The 18,134-nt window shown below is 50.4% G+C and carries 13 protein-coding genes; 12 read left to right on the top strand and 1 reads right to left on the bottom strand.

Translation table 11 applies throughout. The annotated features are described in order from the left end of the window. Positions 1–80: 80 nt before the first annotated feature. The 8 genes from BQ5453_RS07475 to BQ5453_RS07440 all read left to right on the top strand — a co-directional run bounded on the left by BQ5453_RS07475 (position 81) and on the right by BQ5453_RS07440 (position 10,902). Positions 81–1,133, top strand: a complete 1,053-nt coding sequence (locus BQ5453_RS07475) for a hypothetical protein (RefSeq protein ID WP_071122703.1) — start codon at positions 81–83, stop codon at positions 1,131–1,133. Positions 1,134–1,467: 334 nt separating this feature from the next. Beyond that, positions 1,468–2,247, top strand: coding sequence for a class I SAM-dependent methyltransferase (locus BQ5453_RS07470; RefSeq protein ID WP_071122702.1), 780 nt, complete (start codon positions 1,468–1,470; stop codon positions 2,245–2,247). Positions 2,248–2,400: 153 nt separating this feature from the next. Continuing rightward, positions 2,401–4,869 (top strand): bifunctional UDP-N-acetylmuramoyl-tripeptide:D-alanyl-D-alanine ligase/alanine racemase, encoded by a 2,469-nt coding sequence (locus BQ5453_RS07465; RefSeq protein WP_071122701.1) that lies wholly within the window; start codon positions 2,401–2,403, stop codon positions 4,867–4,869. A gap of 301 nt (positions 4,870–5,170) precedes the next feature. Continuing rightward, positions 5,171–5,542 carry a hypothetical protein gene (locus BQ5453_RS07460; protein ID WP_143033331.1) on the top strand — a complete coding sequence of 124 codons (372 nt, stop codon included), beginning with the start codon at positions 5,171–5,173 and terminating at the stop codon, positions 5,540–5,542. Positions 5,543–5,569: 27 nt separating this feature from the next. Continuing rightward, complete coding sequence (locus tag BQ5453_RS07455; RefSeq protein WP_022102505.1) at positions 5,570–6,289, top strand: type III pantothenate kinase; 720 nt, start codon at positions 5,570–5,572, stop codon at positions 6,287–6,289. Continuing rightward, positions 6,286–7,614: a BamG family beta-barrel-assembly machinery protein gene (locus BQ5453_RS07450; RefSeq protein ID WP_071122699.1), complete on the top strand. Its 1,329-nt coding sequence runs from the start codon at positions 6,286–6,288 to the stop codon at positions 7,612–7,614. The genes BQ5453_RS07455 and BQ5453_RS07450 overlap by 4 nt, the downstream gene beginning before the upstream one ends. A 23-nt stretch (positions 7,615–7,637) precedes the next feature. Further along, positions 7,638–8,336, top strand: coding sequence for an LPS export ABC transporter periplasmic protein LptC (gene lptC / locus BQ5453_RS07445; RefSeq protein ID WP_235860048.1), 699 nt, complete (start codon positions 7,638–7,640; stop codon positions 8,334–8,336). A 370-nt stretch (positions 8,337–8,706) separates the two neighbouring features. After that, complete coding sequence (locus BQ5453_RS07440) at positions 8,707–10,902, top strand: peptidylprolyl isomerase (protein WP_071122697.1); 2,196 nt, start codon at positions 8,707–8,709, stop codon at positions 10,900–10,902. 744 nt (positions 10,903–11,646) lie between these two features. Here the strand turns inward: BQ5453_RS07440 and BQ5453_RS07435 are convergent. Further along, positions 11,647–13,338 carry a cold shock domain-containing protein gene (locus BQ5453_RS07435; protein WP_071122696.1) on the bottom strand — a complete coding sequence of 564 codons (1,692 nt, stop codon included), beginning with the start codon at positions 13,336–13,338 and terminating at the stop codon, positions 11,647–11,649. A 1,538-nt stretch (positions 13,339–14,876) separates the two neighbouring features. On the opposite strand from BQ5453_RS07435, the gene BQ5453_RS07430 reads away from it, so the two are divergent. The 4 genes from BQ5453_RS07430 (at position 14,877) to BQ5453_RS07415 (ending at position 18,101) form a co-directional block, all read left to right on the top strand. Beyond that, a complete protein-coding gene (locus tag BQ5453_RS07430) occupies positions 14,877–15,848 on the top strand; it encodes a transcription antitermination protein NusB (protein WP_022101070.1) in 972 nt (323 codons plus the stop codon). A 95-nt stretch (positions 15,849–15,943) separates the two neighbouring features. Further along, positions 15,944–16,258 carry a preprotein translocase subunit YajC gene (yajC, locus tag BQ5453_RS07425; protein ID WP_071122695.1) on the top strand — a complete coding sequence of 105 codons (315 nt, stop codon included), beginning with the start codon at positions 15,944–15,946 and terminating at the stop codon, positions 16,256–16,258. 198 nt (positions 16,259–16,456) lie between these two features. After that, positions 16,457–17,488, top strand: a complete 1,032-nt coding sequence (locus tag BQ5453_RS07420) for a CdaR family protein (RefSeq protein ID WP_071122694.1) — start codon at positions 16,457–16,459, stop codon at positions 17,486–17,488. After that, on the top strand, positions 17,469–18,101 hold the full coding sequence (locus tag BQ5453_RS07415; protein ID WP_071122693.1) for a dephospho-CoA kinase: 633 nt from the start codon (positions 17,469–17,471) through the stop codon (positions 18,099–18,101). The genes BQ5453_RS07420 and BQ5453_RS07415 overlap by 20 nt, the downstream gene beginning before the upstream one ends. The last annotated feature ends 33 nt before the right edge of the window (positions 18,102–18,134 follow it).

The following is an 18,134-nucleotide window of genomic DNA, read 5'->3' as shown; positions in this document are numbered from 1 at the left end:
CATATAGCGTTTTTTTAACTCATTATGTTCTCCTGACATTAAATTACGGTAGAACCACTGATAATATTAAATAAGTAAGAATGTCGGCATTACACATATTCAATCCATCGCACGATGAGGCATTGGCGGCAAATTCGCCTCACTATTATCCCTCGGGCATAGCCCGCAAACTGGCGGCAGAATGGGGCACGCTGCCTGCAGTGTGGGCCGCTGCGGGCGATGCCGTTTGGTTGCCCGACGAGGCGGCCTTGCCCGCCGATGTACCGCCGTTGTGGCGTAACAAGGTGCGCTTTGTGCATCGTGGCGATATGAATGCCACCTTTTGGCAGAGTATAGACCGCATAGAACCTTGGGGCTGGGACCGATTGGTCTGCCAGCAGATGCGTAAGGCTGGTGCTCCCGACAGTTTGCTGCCCACCGAGATAGAACTTGATGCTTACCGCGCCCTCAGCAGCCGACGCACCACCACCGCAGTGCTGCCCTTGTTGCGCAAGGCATTGAGCGACAGGGGAGTGCCCACTGTGGGCGGCTCGTATGTGGCAGAATGTATGGACGACTTTGAACTGTTGACGGACCAGTGTGCGGCGGCAGAGCATGCCACGGGCAAGGTGGTGGCCAAGAGTTTGTGGTCGTGCAGTGGCCGCGGGGTGTTTGTGATAGATGGCCCGATGTCGGCCTCGACTTCGGGGCGCGTCAAGCGTTTGCTGCGCGAACAGGGTGGCATTGAGGTGGAGCCGCACTACAGTGGTGTATTGAACTTTGCGCTCGAGTTTGATGCCGTCCACAACGGCAGCGTGCGCTATGCCGGTCTTTCGTTGTTCGACACCACCGAGACGGGTGGCTATACGGGCAACACCCTTGCTCCACAAGCTGCGCTCGAACGGGTGCTCGCCCGGCAGTTTGATGGTTTGAACATTTTGAAAGAAATCTGCAGCGCGGTGTTGTCACAACATATTGCCGCCCGCTACGAGGGTCCGTTGGGTGTGGACATGATGTTGGTAAAGACGGCACAAGGCATCATGTTGCACCCGTGCATCGAGGTGAATTTACGTCGCACCATGGGGTATGTGGCACTCGATGTGGCACGAGCCGAATATGACTTGCCCTCGGTGCTGAGGCCGTTGTTTGGGTGATTTTCGGTGTAATATAAAACTGTCGGCTATACGCCAGTAGCCCTTGCGAGTATTACCCCATTTGTATGCCTTACGTTTCGCCGGACGGCAATAAATCGATATGACACACGTATCGCACTCTGATACGAATTTTCGTTGCGCACTCTGACCGGTACGCCTTAGCGCTTTGTTTGTCCAACAATTATGCCCCCGTTTTGCAAAGTTTGCACCGCGATACTTGTGTATAATATGGGCAACTGCTAACTTTGCAATACACAAACATTGCCCAAAAGGCGGCAGGCTGACACCACGCGGCTGCGTCATAAGGCCTCCACACACATAACAACACCCGATTATGGCATTCTCAAACATAGAGAGACACTATAACAAGCACCCCGAGGACCTGCGTTTGCAACGCAGACACGGCATGGTTGAATTTGCCACCACCATGCACCACCTGCACCGCTTTCTGCACCCCGACACATCGTTGCTCGACATAGGAGCCGGCACAGGCCGCTACACATCGGCACTGATGGCCGAAGGCTATCGCGTCAAAGCCGTCGAACTCGTACAACGCAACATCGACGTGTTTCTGAAACGCGAACCAACGGCCGATGTCGTACGGGGCGATGCAAGGCACATGCCGTTCATACCAACAGCATCGGCAGACGTCACATTGCTGCTCGGCCCGCTATATCACCTCATTGGCGATGAAGAGAAACTGCGGGCTCTTAACGAAGCCAAACGCGTGACAAAGCCTGGCGGACTGATTTTTGTGGCATATCTGATGAACGAATACAGCATTCTGTCATACTGCTTTGACGAGGAAAGAATTGGCGGACTCATGGCCAAAGGCGTGGTTGATGACAACTACCACATACAAGCACAAGCCGACGAATTGTACGACTATGTACGAATTGAGGACATTGACCGCCTCAACCAAAAAGCCGGATTGCAACGTGTGACCATATTCTCGCCCGATGGCGCAGCAGACTATATGCGCACCCGCCTCAACCGCATGAGCGAAGAAACTTTTGCCCACTTCATAGCCTATCAAAAGCGCATTTCAGAACGTCCCGACCTTATTGGCGCAGGCAGCCACGTAGTTGATGTGGTAAAGGTGCCACTGCCATAAGTGTTTATATTGCTACAAACCGACTTCTATTACATCATTCAAGCCATGTGCTGCAACACACCCGCTGCACACACATTGCCTCCTACGGTCTGATAACACCTATTCAGCTTCTTCCCTAAAATGCAACCATACTGCACTTATTGATTAAGATATATGCATTACACCATCGATAATATTACCGCCTTGATTGGCGCACGCCGCTTTGGCTCAGCCGAAGCGTGCATTGACTGGCTGCTGACCGACAGCCGCTCATTGGCCTTTGCAGAGACCACGTTGTTCTTTGCCATTCGTACAAAATTAGGCGACGGACACCACTACATACCCGAACTATACCGCCGCGGCGTACGCAACTTTGTTGTAGGCAATGTGCCAGCCAATTACGAAACGAACTATCCCGATGCCAACTTCTTGTTGGTAGTAAGCCCGCTCAAGGCTTTGCAGCGCCTGGCCGAGCGCCACCGCGAGGAATACGACCTGCCCATAATCGGCGTGACCGGCTCTAATGGCAAAACTGTGGTCAAAGAGTGGCTCTACCAATTATTGTCACCCTCCATGCATGTCACACGCTCACCACGCTCTTACAACTCGCAAGTGGGCGTACCGCTCAGCGTATGGCTGCTCAACGAGCACACACAGGTCGGAGTATTTGAGGCCGGCATATCACAGCCCGGCGAGATGGCAGCACTCAAGGCCATCATACAACCCACCATTGGTGTAATGACCAACATCGGGCCTGCCCATCAAGAGAACTTTGCCACTATACAAGAGAAGTGCCTTGAAAAGATTTCGCTCTTCAAAGACGCTGACGTGATTGTTTACTGCGCCGACGATGCCGTCATCAGCGAGTGCATGGCGGTGTCACTCTACACAGGCGACACCATCGCATGGTCTACCAGCAATACCGATGCCACGCTCTACATACGCAGCATCACCAAGAAGGCCGACCACACGGATATCGTTTACCGGTTTTTGGGTGTTGAAAACAGCATGAGCATTCCCTTTACCGACGATGCCTCTGTGCAAGACAGCATTCACTGCCTTGCCGTATGCCTTTACCTACACCTGCAGCCCGCCGACATAGCACAGCGCATGGCGCAACTCGAACCCGTGGCCATGCGCCTCGAAGTGATGCAAGGCGTAAGAGGCTGCACCCTCATCAACGACACTTACAACTCCGACGTCACCTCGCTCGACATTGCGCTCGACTTCATGAACCGCCGTCCGGAACAAGGCAACAAGCCTAAAACGCTCATCTTGTCTGACATTCTGCAAACCGGACTGCCCACCACCGAACTCTACACCCAGGTGGCCGACATGATAGAGCGCCGCGGCATAGACCGATTGATAGGCGTTGGCCCCGAAATATCTGCTGCACACGCTCTATTTAACGTCAAAAAGGTGTTCTTTCCCACAAGTGACGCTTTAACCGAGAGCGGACTGCTCGACACCATGAGCAATGAAATGGTGCTGATAAAGGGCTCACGCAAATTCGGCTTTGAGCAAATTACGGCAGCATTGTCATTGCGTGTGCACGAAACCACACTCGATGTCAATCTCGAAGCCATTGCCGAGAATCTCAATTTCTACCGTTCGTTCATGAAACCCGAGACAAAAATCACCTGCATGGTCAAAGCCTCGGCATACGGAGCGGGTTCGGTTGAAATAGCCAAAACTCTGCAAGACCGCGGCGTAGACTACCTTGCCGTAGCCGTGGCCGACGAAGGAGCCGACTTGCGACGCGCCGGCATCACAACAGGCATTATTGTGATGAATCCTGAAATGACGGCATTCAACACGCTTTTCCAATACGACCTTGAGCCCGAAGTATACAGTTTCAAACTGCTCGACGCCCTGGTACACGCAGCCGAGAAGCAAGGCATACAGGGTTTCCCCGTACACATCAAGCTTGACACCGGCATGCACCGTCTTGGCTTCAACCCGCTCAAGGACGTGCCACAAATCATTGAGCGTCTCAAACGCCAGTCGGCCATTGTGCCCCGCTCAGTATTCTCTCATTTCGTAGGTTCTGACTCTCCCGACTTTGACGAGTTCTCGGCACGTCAGTTCCAACTTTTTGACGAGGCTTCGCAACAGTTGCAACGCGCCTTCCCCAACAAAATATTGCGCCACATTTGCAACAGTGCCGGCATCGAGCGCTTTCCCGAGCGCCACCTCGACATGGTACGCCTCGGCCTCGGCCTTTATGGCATCGACCCCATTGACAACCGCCGCCTGCACAACGTCACCTCACTGCGCACCACCATCTTGCAAATACGTAATGTGCCCAAGGGCGACAGCATCGGCTATTCGCGCCGTTCATTTGTCGAACGCGATTCGCGCATTGCCGCCATACCCATTGGCTATGCCGATGGTTTGAACCGTCACCTTGGCAACCGTAACGGCTACTGCCTGGTTAACGGGCAGAAAGCTCCGTACATTGGCAACATCTGCATGGACGTGTGCATGATCGACGTGACGGGCATTGACTGCAAGGAGGGTGACACGGTTGAGATCTTTGGCGACAACCTGCCTGTAACCGTACTGTCTGACAAACTTGACACCATACCCTACGAGGTGCTTACCTCTGTGAGCAACCGCGTCAAGAGGGTCTACTTTCAGTAATTGACATACTATATATATGTATGCAGCGCAAAGCGAAACAATGTTTTTTGCTTTGCGCTGCATTTACTTTTATTGCAGTATGGGTAAAGCGTCTCAAGCAGCAAACGCTACCTCTAATGGGGGCGACGCGTCCCGCATCGGGCATAAAGACAAAGGCTCACAGACAGCACTAATTACACTTCTATCTGTGAGCCCTTGCCATAATTCCCACACAAGACGGGGCTGCTGAAAAATGCCCCGACGCGGGACGCGTCGCCCCCATTAGAGGTAGCGTTTGGTGCTTGAGTACGTTCTTGTGTTTATGTTTTACCTGACAACAATAATGTTTTTTTGTGTTTTGCCGGACAGCAACAATTTGCTTTGCATTAACTTTGCCCCAAATATGTTGCGCCTTGCACACTTTCACTTTGTGCAAGTTTGGCGGCGACTCGGCATTAAAAACGAAAGTTTTAAGTTTTTCCCTTTTGTATTAATTCGTATTGCGCTCGCCTTGCACACTTTCACTTTGTACAAGTTTGGCGGCGGCTCGGCAATAAAAACGAAAGTTTTAAGTTTTTCGTTTTGTATTGCGCTCGCCTTGCACACTTTCACTTTGTGCAAGTTAGGCGGCGGCTCGGCAATAAAAACGAAAGTTTTAAGACTTTCGTTTTGTATTGCGCTCGCCTTGCACTAACTTTGCCCCTTGATTACAAAACAATATATGAATTTAATAGTAGACATTGGCAATTCCTCTGCCAAAGCCGCCGTGTTCGATGGCGACAATATGGTGATGCGTAAAAGGCTGGGCGACGACCTGGCCAACAACATTGCCATGATAGCAGATGAATATAAAATAGATGCCTGCGCCTTTTCGTCGGTGGGACGCCCCAGACCCGAAGTGGCCGACGCCATACGCCAACTGGTGCCTTTCACGGTACAAGTTACGGGCTGCACCCCCACCCCACTTGTGTGCGACTACGCCTCGCCCGAAACACTCGGTGCCGACAGACTGGCTGCTGCAGTGGGAGCGGCATACTGCTGCAAAGGGCACGACCTGTTGATTGTCGATGCCGGCACCTGCATTACATACGACTATGTCAGCGCCGAAGGCCACTATCTGGGCGGGAACATCTCACCTGGATTGGGCATGCGCCTTCGTGCACTGCACGAGCAAACAGCGCGTCTGCCACTTGTCAATGCCGACGGCGAAATAGAACGCATTGGCAGCAACACCATCAATGCCATACGCGCCGGGGTGCTGCAAGGCATGGATTACGAAATAACGGGATACATACGCACCATGATGCGCCGCAAACCCGATGCACGCATTTTTCTGACAGGAGGCAACGGCTACCGCTTTGCACAAGAAACTGAAGTCGAACGCAATGACGCCCTGGTCGAAATAGGGCTGAATTGTATTTTACAATATCAACAAAGATGACAACACTCCACAAATACCTGGCTGCCGCAGCCCTGGCGGTGATGCCGCTCGGCGCATTGGCACAAACCAATGGCAGCAACTCACCCTACTCGCGTTATGGCTTCGGCTTGTTGGGCGACGGAGGCAATGCCTTCAACAAGGGTATGGCCGGAACCGCATACGGTATGCGCAACGGCACCGAACTCAACACAAAAAACCCTGCCTCGTATGCTGCTATCGACTCGCTGTCATTCCTTTTCGACGTGGGGGTGTCATTACAAAACGGCAATTTCTCACAAAATGGCACAAAGACCAATGCCAAAAACACCTCTGTTGATTACATCACAACCGGGTTCCGCATGGCGCCACGTCTTGGCATGTCTATCGGCCTTGTGCCATACAGCACCATTGGCTACGAAATAACAAGCACCAAGTCAAGTCTTTCACAAGACGGCTATTCACAAATTGAACAGACCAACACCTTTTCGGGTGATGGTGGCTTGCACGAGGTATATGCCGGCATCGGTTGGGCACCAATAAAACCACTTTCCGTGGGTGTCAACCTGGGATACTTGTGGGGCGACATTGAGCATAAATCGGTAATGAACGTATCGGGCACCACCAACAGCTCGACACCAAGCACACGCCAGACCTACTCGGCCGACATTCGCACCTACAAGGTTGATTTTGGTTTGCAATACGAGCAGCGCATCAATAGCAAGAACAAGCTCACACTGGGTGTGACCTATGGCTTAGGACACGATGTCAACCGCAGCGCCGCGTTCTACAACCAACGCATACAATCAGGCACGGTTATCAGCGGCGACACACTCAACTGCCGCAACGCATTTCAGTTGCCCCACACATTCGGCGTGGGTTTGACTTGGGCACACAACAACTCCCTGCGTGTGGGAGCCGACTACACCTTTCAAAAGTGGAGCAACGTAAAATACCCCGACGTGGTGACACTCGCCGACAATTCACAAACGTATGTCACACAAAAGGGCTTCTTTGCCGACATGCACAAAGTTAGCGTAGGTGCAGAGTACATACCCAACCCCGAGGGAATGCGCTGGCGCCAACGCGTGCGCTACCGCGCTGGTTTGTCATACGCCACATCGTATGCCAAAATCAACGGCAATGATGGCCCGCACGACTTTTTGGCAGCCCTTGGCGTGGCACTGCCCATCATGAATGCCTACAACAGCCGCAGCCTCATAAACTTCTCTGTGCAATACGAGCACGTCAAGCCCAAAACGGCCGGCATGATTACCGAAAACTACATTCGCTTCAGCATCGGACTGACCTTCAACGAGCGTTGGTTCATGAAGTGGAAGGTTGACTAACCGCCCGCTGGCTCACTACACCTATGTACAAAGCATTTATCACATTATTGCACAAGTGGCACGTCGCAGCATTATTAACCATGCTGGCCGTGCCACTGTCGTGCACCAACGACGCGCCCCCTATGGGCAACACCGTAACAGGACGCGACTCACTGCCGGTAATGACCACCTATGGCGTGTCGAAACTCATTACCGACTCGGGCGTGGTGCGCTACAAAATCATAGCCGAGGAATGGCGCATTTACGACAAAACCACACCACCGCGCTGGGAGTTCCCCAAAGGGCTCTTCCTCGAGCGCTACGACAACAAGTTCAAGGTCGACCTGCGCTTCGCCGCCGACAGCGCCTGGCTTTATAACCAAAACGTGTGGAAACTGCGCGGCAACGTTGTAATCGACGACAAAACATCGCAAAGCCACCTGCGAACCCAAGAGCTATATTGGAACATGCAGACGGGCGAAATGGCATCGAACGTGCACACCATACTCAAACAGCCACAACAGGAAATTGAAGGCACATGGTTCCGCGCCACCATGCAGAACGGGCACCCCACACAATACCACATACGTCAATCGCGCGGCTTCATGCCAATGGGCGACGTTGCAGGACCACAACAGCCACAACCTAACGCCTCCGACAAAGGCGGCCAGACACAGGCCGACAGCACGCAACAACCCAAGCGCGACGCACCCGTGAGCCACCCCAAAACACGACGCGAATAACTATAACTAAGCAACTGCAAGATACTTAATACACAATAAGTAGGTGTTCAAAATTATTTTTACATTGAAAGTGCATTATCGGGGTGCAGATGTTTCCTTCGGGTGAGGGAGCATAGCGGGCTATGTGACCGAGGCCGAAGGGAACAGATGTACCTCGAGAATGTGCTTTCAATGTGAAAATGACACCTACTGATTATATAAAATAATTTTGAACACCTACTTATTAACACAAACCTTGCACACACTTATAGGCAAACAACTCAAAATTAAAGGCACTTACCCCTCCGTAAGTGCTTTTTTTTACCTAACTTTGCCCGAAATTATGTATACTGCAAATAATAATAAAACAATATAATAACTAACAACTTAAATGGCAGCATTACAATCAATCAGAAGCAAAGGTGCACTGCTTGTAGGCGCATTGGGCCTGGCCCTCTTTGCCTTCATTGCCGAAGAATTCTTCCGCTCGTTGGAAACTACCTCCAACATGGACAGAAACATTGTAGGCGAGGTGTACGGCGAAAAGCTCAACATTCAAGATTTCCAGCAAATGGTGGATGAGCAAAGCGAAGTAGCCAAAATGCAAATGCGTATGCAGGGGCAGGACGGCACCCTCAACGACCAGCAAACAGAACAAATCCGCGAGCAGGTTTGGCAGCAGTTTGTACAAAAAAGCATGATAGAGCACGAGTGCGACAAGCTCGGCCTCTTCGTAACCGATGGCGAAGTGCAGGAAGCACTGCGCCAAGGCGATGCACAAAGCCTGCAAATGATGACCATGTTCTTCCGCAACCAGCAGACAGGCAGATTCGACCTTCAGAGCCTGCAGGACTTCATGAAGAACTACAACAAGACCCTTGCACAGGCTCAACAAGCACAAAACGCTGATGCTGTAGAGCAAATACAAATGGTTAAGAAGCTTTGGGATTACACCGAAAAACAGCTCCGCGACGAATTGCTCTCTAACAAATTCAGCATGCTCTTCGCAATGGGCTTCGTTTCTAACCCCATTGCCGCTAAAGAGAACTTTGACGAGCGCAACATTCAAAAGAATATCGAAATTGCAGCACTCCCCTATTCTGCTATCGACGACAAGGGCATTCAAGTTTCAGACGACGATTTGAAGAAAGCCTATGACGAGTTCAAGGACAACTTCTACTCACCCGTCGAGACTCGCGACATCAAGTTAATCGATGTCAATGTAGTGGCAAGTGCCTCAGACCGTGCCGAACTCACCAAAAAGGTACAAGGTTTCCAGCAGCAGTTGCAAAATGGCGGTGACGTGGCCAACATCGTACGTTCGTCAAACTCTGCCGCACAATACTCTAACCTTGCACTCAGCAAGCAGGCCTTCCAAAGCATGCCCGATGTGGTTGCCGCCCTCGACTCTATGGCAGTTGGCAGCGTTAAGCCCACATACTACAATGCACAGGACAACACCATCAACACCATCAAACTCATTGGCAAGGAAGAAGCACCCGACTCTATTCTCTACCGTCAGATAGCATCAACCAAAGCCGACCCCGCTGAGCGTAAGGCACAGGCCGACTCTATACTGAACGCCCTGAACGCTGGTGCCTCATTTGCCGAACTGGCCAAGAAATACGGTCAGCCCTCTGACTCTGTTTGGATTTCTTCTAACCAGTACGAATCATTCGGCATGCAGGAAGAGAGCACCTCTTACCTGAGTCAGCTCTACAAGATTGGTGCACACAGCGCACAAGTTATCTCTAACGATCAGGGCGCAGCCGTTGTACAGGTGCTCGACCGCAAAAAGATGGTTACAAAGTACAATGTGGCAATCGTTAAGTGCCCCCTCAACTTCTCAAAGAAGACTTACGAGGACGAGCTTAGCCGCTTCAACCGCTTCTTGGCTCAGAACAAGGACGTTGCCTCTATCGAAAAGAATGCTGCCAAGAGCGGCTACATGATAACCGACCTGCCCGGCTACTCACCCCTTCAAAACGTCATTGCCTCACGCATTGGCGGCAGCGGTGCAAAGGATTGCGCACGTTGGATTTTCGACGAGGCCAAGGCCGGAGAGGTTTCAAAGCTCTACGAGTGCGGCCGCAACGGCGACCACCTTATTGTAGCCTGCGTTACAGCCACCAACGACAAGGGCTACTTGCCTTGGGACAACAAGCAGGTTAAGGACTTCCTCACACAGGTTGTCAAGCAGCAAAAGAAGGCTGAAAAGGCTATGGCTATGGCCAAGAATGTTAAGACTGTGTCTGACATGCAGAAGCTCAAAGGCAATGTGATTGCCACACTTACCAACCAGACAATGGCCGGCTACCCCACCGTAAATGGTGTAAACGTGCCCGAGCCCAAGCTCGCAGGTGCCATTGCCAAGACTGCCGTAAACAAGTTCTCTGGCCTTGTACAGGGTGCAGGTGCAGTTTACGTGTTCAAGGTTACTGCCCAGAGCAAGACTGCCGACAAGTTCAACGCTCAGGCCGAAATGGCTCAGATAGCCCAGATGAACGGTCAGCGTGCTTACCAGGCTACATTCAACTATCTGTTGCTCCACAACTCTAATATGAAGGATCGTCGCTACGAGTTCTAATAATCACAACGTAATGACGTAAGTCTTACAAACCCCTATATTAAGCGGGAGGGAAACCACATCAGGCGTTTTCCTCCCGCTTATTTTGTTTGCGAATTATTGTTGTACGGTGAAACATAAACATTGTGCTGTAAGGCGGAGTATGAATTGCAGAATATAGCTGTCCGATGAAACGTAAACAAACAGCCTCAAGCATCAAATGCAACATCTTATGGGGGCGTGTCCCGCGGGATAGTGCAGCAGTTATTTAGTGGGGGTGTCTTTTCTTTTTATTTTCCCGACGCGGGACGCGTCGCCCCCATTAGAGCTAGCGTTTCTTCAAGCACAAAACGCTACCGCCAGGCGCAAGCACAAAACGCGATCTCTAATGGGGGCGACGCGTCTCGCGTCGGGTCTTTTTCAGCAGCCTCGTCACGAGACTGCTGAAAAAGACTCCGACGCGAAACACATCAACAGGTGCTGACATACAAATATTACAGTCCGTTAGCATGTTTACGTTTTACCAGACAGCGGTATAACGAAATAATAAACTCGAGTTAATTATTGCTTTTTGGTGAAGCGTAAACATGCGAACGGATTCAAGCCCCAAACGCAACCTTTAATGGGGGGGGCGCTTTTCCCGAAAAAAATATCCGCAACGCCTGGTTGCAGGCATTGCGGATAGGTTTTCTATGTTATTGTCTTACGGACAGAAATATCAACTCGTCAACTTGTTTGCGAGTTTCGTCCACGCAGTGGGTGTTTTTAGTTGTTCCCCCACCAAGGTGCTGAGGCTGTGCTTATCGGGCTGTCGTTGTCAGATGCAGCGTCGTCATCACCTGAATTATCAGCATTTTCTTTGCTGTCCTCCGTGTTGTCGGCAGCCACTTTGTCAGTTTCAGCTTCCGTGGCAGCATTCGCTTCGTCGTTAACCACATTGTCTGTTGCTTGTGTGGGGGCGTCACCCGTTTCAGGGTGCAGAATATTCTCATGCAAGTTGATCAGTTGGCGATTAAACGGCGCCAGTTCCAGTCCCTTCTCAATCAGCTCCAAAGCCTCGTCGGTACGGCCGAGTTTGTTGAGCGAAATGGCTTTTTGCCACATGTAAAACACTTTTCTTGCAACCGAGTTGGCCACTTGCGGGTCGGTCATGATGCTGTCTACAGTAGCAATGAACTCGTCGTAGGCCTGAATGGGCAAGTAATAGTTAAGCGCCAAGAATTGCTTGGTAGTGAGTGAGTCGGTCAGTTGGTCGCGGTGTGCACTCATAAACTCCTTGGCCTTGTGGCGGGCAGCCTCCTTCTCTGTCTCAGTTTCAGCCTGTTTGTAGCGTGAAACGTACAAGGTAACGAGGTCCTTTACACAGCTTTCGGGGCGTTCGCCATTGGTCAGAGCCTTGGTGTAAAGTTCTTCAGCCTTGTCGTATTCCTTGTTAAGGTAAGCACGTTTGGCATGCGCGTAGGTGGCGCAGGGCTTGTAGGTTTGTATACCATCGGGCGTAGTGTTGTTGTAGGCCGATGGTGCCGGCAGTTTGTCCTTCACCACCTCAAGCATGTCTTTGGCTTCGGCATTGTCGGGGAAGAGTTCAAGCACATGTTCAATAAGCCCCTTGGCCAGATAATAGTGGCGTGCGTCAATTTGGTCGTCGGCTATGGCCAGCGTGTCCTCAACTGTGTGCGGCAGATGCACGCAGGTGGCAATAGGCCCCATGTTGTTTCTGCCGATAGAATAAACAACCTTTGTACCCTTGTGCAGTTCGTTGCACAATTCATCTTCGGCTATTTGCTGAATGTAGAAGTAAAGGTCATTTTCGGTGTTAAAGTCATGAATAAAGCCATAGCGCTTTATGGCATTGTAGTAAGTGATGCGTCCGCGTGCGCCAACGTATGGCGTGCGTGCCACACCATGTTCGCCCGAATCATTATATCCGTTAGTTTGGCTGTAGGCATTTATCCCGTCATTATCTGCGTAATCAGACTTAAAGTACTTTTTGCGTCCCATTCGGGGGTCGATAGCTTGCAGTCGTTCAAGGTCGATGTGTCCCACCACTTTGGGTTCAGCCACGGGGGCCGCGCCGGTCAGGTTGTCGGCCGATGGAATGTTGTCTGCTTCATCGCCAAGTACATCGCGCAATGTTTGTGGACGTTCCTCTGCGTCGGTGCGAATGTCTGCGTCAGTGGTAGTTGCGTTATTTAAGTCCTCAGTTTGTAGGTCTTCATCGCTTTCAGTTGGTTCAACTGTAACTTGCTTGCCATTGCAGGGCATCATAGGTACCGGGCTGTTCGCTGTAAAAGTACGAATGTCTGAGGCTGCAATGCCGCAGACCTTTCCATTAGATTGGCGCAAAACAATGTATTTGTTGTTTACATACTCTATTTGTCCGGCAATCACGCCTTCCGAACAGGTGACCTCAATGGTGTCGCCAATCTGATAATTTGATTTGATAAATGCTAACATGTCTGTTAATATTTAATGTTTGTAATGATGTGTGTCGCGTCTGGCATATTGCATTTTATGCCAAACGTGATTGTATAGTGCAAAAATAGTATTTTCTTTGTGATATACATCATGTTGCAAGTTATTTTGACAGTAAAAAGTGGTCTGATTTCGTTAGATAGTTTACAAAATGACGGGCGAACGCGTTTTTCGGCTCATTCTTTGCCAGATATCCGTTCAAAACCATCGCTCAAACTAACGTTCTGAGCATAGTTTGAAGCATCGTTCGGAGTATTACTCGGAAGTCCAAATCAAAAAAAGTCCTGACTTCATCACTTTCCTGCGCCATCACATAGCGCATATTGGAAATCAGTGAGTTGCGTCATTTGATTGGGTGACGCATTGACAAAGTCTGAAAAAAGCGCTACCACAAAATGCTACACCAAACGCTACCACTAAACGCAAGTACAAAACGCTACCTCTAATGGGGGCGACGCGTCTCGCGTCGGGCATTAAGGCAAAGGCTCATACACTAAGCACAAAAGCTCAGCACTAATTACATGTCTGTTAGTGAGCCCTTGCTTTAATGCCCGACGCGAGACGCGTCGCCCCCATTAGAGGTAGCGTTTTGTACTTGCGTTTTGTGCTTGACTTTGTTCGCATGGTTGCGTTTCACCGAAAAGCAATAAAATACAAAAGGTCCACGACGAAAAAGTGGTACTTTGGACCTTTACCATACTACAAAAACTTTACTTGCCGAGCATCTTACATCTTACACTAATACACTGCAACTCACTGGTTATCAATAATTTACTTAGTGTAAGATACTACAAATTTCACCTACACGCAACCTACACACCCCACATGCTGCCACACGGTACGAGCACGGGAGGAGGATATTACGTCATAGGGGGGCAGAAAAGTCTGTTGCTCCGACAGATTCCTCTACGTCCCTATGGCGTATGATCCACCGCACACGACAAAAATGACTGCAAGACGGTGGGGTAAGGTGTGTAAGATGTATGCAGGGGTGTGTAAGATACTTTGAAATCATCTTACACTCTTGAAAGTTCTGTGTATCAACTTATTACGCATGAAAAGTGTAAGATGGCAGAAAAATCACACACAATCATTTATATGTAGGCAGACGGGAAAGGAAGCAAATATTTGTGTACAAATCGAACGGTCTCAAGCACCAAACGCTACCTCTAATGGGGGCGACGCGTCTCGCGTCGGGGATAGTGCAGTTGTTATTTAGTGAGGGGTGCCTTTCCTTTTTATTTTCCCGACGCGAGACGCGTCGCCCCCATTAGTGCTTGCGTTTTTTCCTAACTTCATCGCTCTTTTATACCATTGAATGGCGCATGTTGAAAAACGAAGCGTTACGTCATTTGATTGGGTGACGCATTGACGAAGTTAGTTCACTCGCCTTGCACTACTTTGCTTCGCGAAGATAGGCTGCGGCTCGGAAGTCCAAATCAAAAAAAGTGTTTTTTGCTTTGGACTTCACTCGCCTTGCACTATCTTTGCACCTTGAAAACATAGGTACCCTTACGATTATGATCAACAGAGAACTGATAAGGCTGAAAGTGGTTCAGCTCGTATATTCGTATTATCAAAATGAAGGCAAAACTATTGATATGGCCGAAAAGGAACTCAACTTCTCATTGCAGAAGGCCTACGACCTTTATCAATACCTGCTCTCATTGTTGGTAGAACTTAAAAAACACGCCGAACGTAAAGACGCCGTGCGCGTGGCACGCGAAAAACGTACTGGTGCCGCAGTTGGTGGCATATCACCCGACAAGCAGTTTGCCGACAACAAGTTGCTTTGCCAGTTGGACGACAACAAAGCTCTGATTGACTATCGAGAGAACCGTAAAGGGCAATGGCCCGAGGAGGACGCTTTCGTAAAGAAACTTTATGCCAAAATGGTAGAAAGCGACATTTACGAGATGTACATCACCAAGGAGGATTTCTCATACGAGGCCGACCGCGAAGTGGTGCGCAAACTCTACAAAACTTTTGTGTGCAACAATGACGACTTTGACGCCTTGCTCGAGGAACACTCACTTTATTGGAATGACGACAAGCAGGTGGTAGACTCGTTTGTAATGAAAACCATCAAGCGCTTTGACGAGAAAAGCACACCCGAGCAAGAACTCCTGCCCGAATATGCTGCCGACGAGGACCGCTTGTTTGCTGGCAAACTCTTTGAGGCTGCCCTTGAGCGTGGAGCCGAATTGCGCGACATTATCCGTGCTCACACCAAAAACTGGGAGTTCAACCGCTTGGCTTTCATGGATGTGATTATCATGCAGATAGCCCTGGCCGAAATTCTCACATTCGACTCAATACCCCTCAATGTCACCTTCAACGAATATCTTGACATTGCCAAGGTGTACAGCACACCACGCAGTTCGTCGTACATCAATGGCATGCTCGACGGCATTGTCAAAGAATTGGCCAAGGAAGGCCGTATCACCAAAGTGCGCGAGCGCAAGGTAAAGAAGGAGACCGACAACAAGTAAACTTGTCAACTGCGGTTTTGTATGAGTCCAGGCTCCTGCAAAGCACGCACAATGTACAGATAAATAAAAAACTAATTCATACCCCTTAACACAAAATGAACGCAATTGTTTTACAAGCAGCCCAGGGCCAGCAAGGCGGTGGCATGAGCATGATTATCATGATGGTGGTATTGTTCGCCATTGTTTACTTCTTCATGATCCGTCCGCAGAACAAGAAGCAGAAAGAAATTCAGAAGTTCCGCAATGCACTGACTGTGGGCCAGGACGTCGTAACCATTGGTGGCATACATGGTACCGTCAAGGCCATTAACGAAGATGAAGGCACCGTGACTCTCGAAGTTGCTACTGGCGTAAAGATTACTTTTGCCAAGGAAGCCATCAATCCTATTGCCACAAACAACAAGAAGTAAGACAGTAAACTGGTTGACGGATTTTCTCTAACGGGACAAGCAAGTCCACCTGCTCTGCCAACCCACATATACACCCAATTAAAAAGGCTTCGCCCCAATGTTATAAGCATGTTGTCAACACACAGCATGGCAACATGGGCCGAAGCCTTTTTGATTAAGTAGGCGTCACCTATACACCTGCTTGTCAAGAAAAACACCATGGCAAACAACCAACCCAACAATACACACCATGCCGACAAGCTGCGCCGCAAATGGTTGCAGCGCAAATGGCTGTCGTGGCTATGGAACAAGCAAACTTTCATTTTCCTGTTCTTTTTAGTACTCAGCACCACCTTCTGGCTCTTTCAAGCACTTAACGAAACCTACGAGGAGGATTTTGCCATACCCATTGAATTGCGTAATGTGCCAGGCAATGTGGTGGTCACTACCGACCTGCCCAATGTGGTACACGTGTCGTTGCGCGACAAGGGCAGTGTGCTGCTTGCCTATCGCTACACTCACAAGTTCAAGTCTATTGTGGTGGACTTCACAACGTATAGCAACAATAATGGTTATGGCGCAGTGCAAACGGCCGAAGTCATGCGTCAAATAGCCACGCAGCTGGTGGGCAGCACACAGATAGTGTCAATCAAACCCGACACGCTCGAGTTCTATTACAACTACGGACTTTGCAAACGTGTGCCGGTGGTTATGCAGGGCAAGGTGGGAGCCGGGCGCCTGTTCTCGCTGGCCAACATGCTGTTGGGACAAGATTCCGTTACAGTCTATGCTGCCAAGGAGTTGCTCGACACCATAACAGCAGCCTACACCCAGCCCCTCAATCTGCATGGGCTGACCGACACCACACGTGTCAGTGCGCCTTTTATGCCCGTGCGCGGTGCCAAGTTTGTGCCCAACAAGGTCAGTGTCACCTTCTGTGTCGACCGCCTTGTCGAAAAAACAGTGCAAGTGCCCGTGCAGCAAGTCAACTTCCCGGCGTCAAAGCAGTTGCGCACCTTCCCCGCCACGGTCAATGTCACCTTCCAGGTGGGCATGGGCCTTTACCGCAGCATAACGAGCGAAAACTTTGTGCTGGTGGTGAACTATGAGGAGTTGTTGCGCAACAAAACTAACGTGTGCCACCTCTCGCTCAAAACCACGCCCACCGGTGTAAGCCATGTGCGCATATCGCCGCAAGATGTTGAATATATAATAGAGGAAATTCCTGAAGATGAAACAGACAACGAATAGCCCGGAACTGCCCTTGCGCATCGGCATAACGGGGGGTATAGGCAGTGGCAAAAGTTATGTTTGCCATCAGCTTGAGCAGGCTGGCCACCGCATATTTTATTGCGACGATGAAGCTAAGCGTATCATCAGGACGCACCCTAATGTGATGGACGAGTTGCGTGCCTTGGTAGGGCCACAGGTGTACGATGCCGACGGTGGGCTTAACAAGCCGGTGCTGGCGGCCTATCTGTGCCAGGGGCGCCATTATTCGCAGCAAGTCGACCGCATTGTCCACCCCCGTGTGGCGCAGGCGTTCGGTCAGTTCTGTGCGGCACAGCCGTCCGCGACCAATGCGAACCTGCCCATACCACCCGGCAAGTGCTTGTCCCTTGAAGCCTTGCAGCAGCTGCCTGCTTCGGGGGTCGTTTTTATGGAGTGCGCTTTACTCTTCGAGTCGGGATTTAACCGCTTGGTAGACTATTCGGTGTTGGTACATGTCAGTGCGCAAACGCAGTTGCTGCGCCTGATGGCACGCGACCACATCAGTGCCCAAAAGGCACAAAGCTGGATAGACCTACAACTCTCCGAAAGCGAGAAAATGGCACGGGCCGATGCCTACATCGTGAATGAGTGAACCTGGTCATTTCTTGATATCTGCACAATATCC

Source organism: Prevotellamassilia timonensis, assembly GCF_900106785.1.
Taxonomy (GTDB): Bacteria; Bacteroidota; Bacteroidia; order Bacteroidales; family Bacteroidaceae; genus Alloprevotella; species Alloprevotella timonensis.
This window is presented reverse-complemented; position numbering and strand designations above follow the sequence as displayed.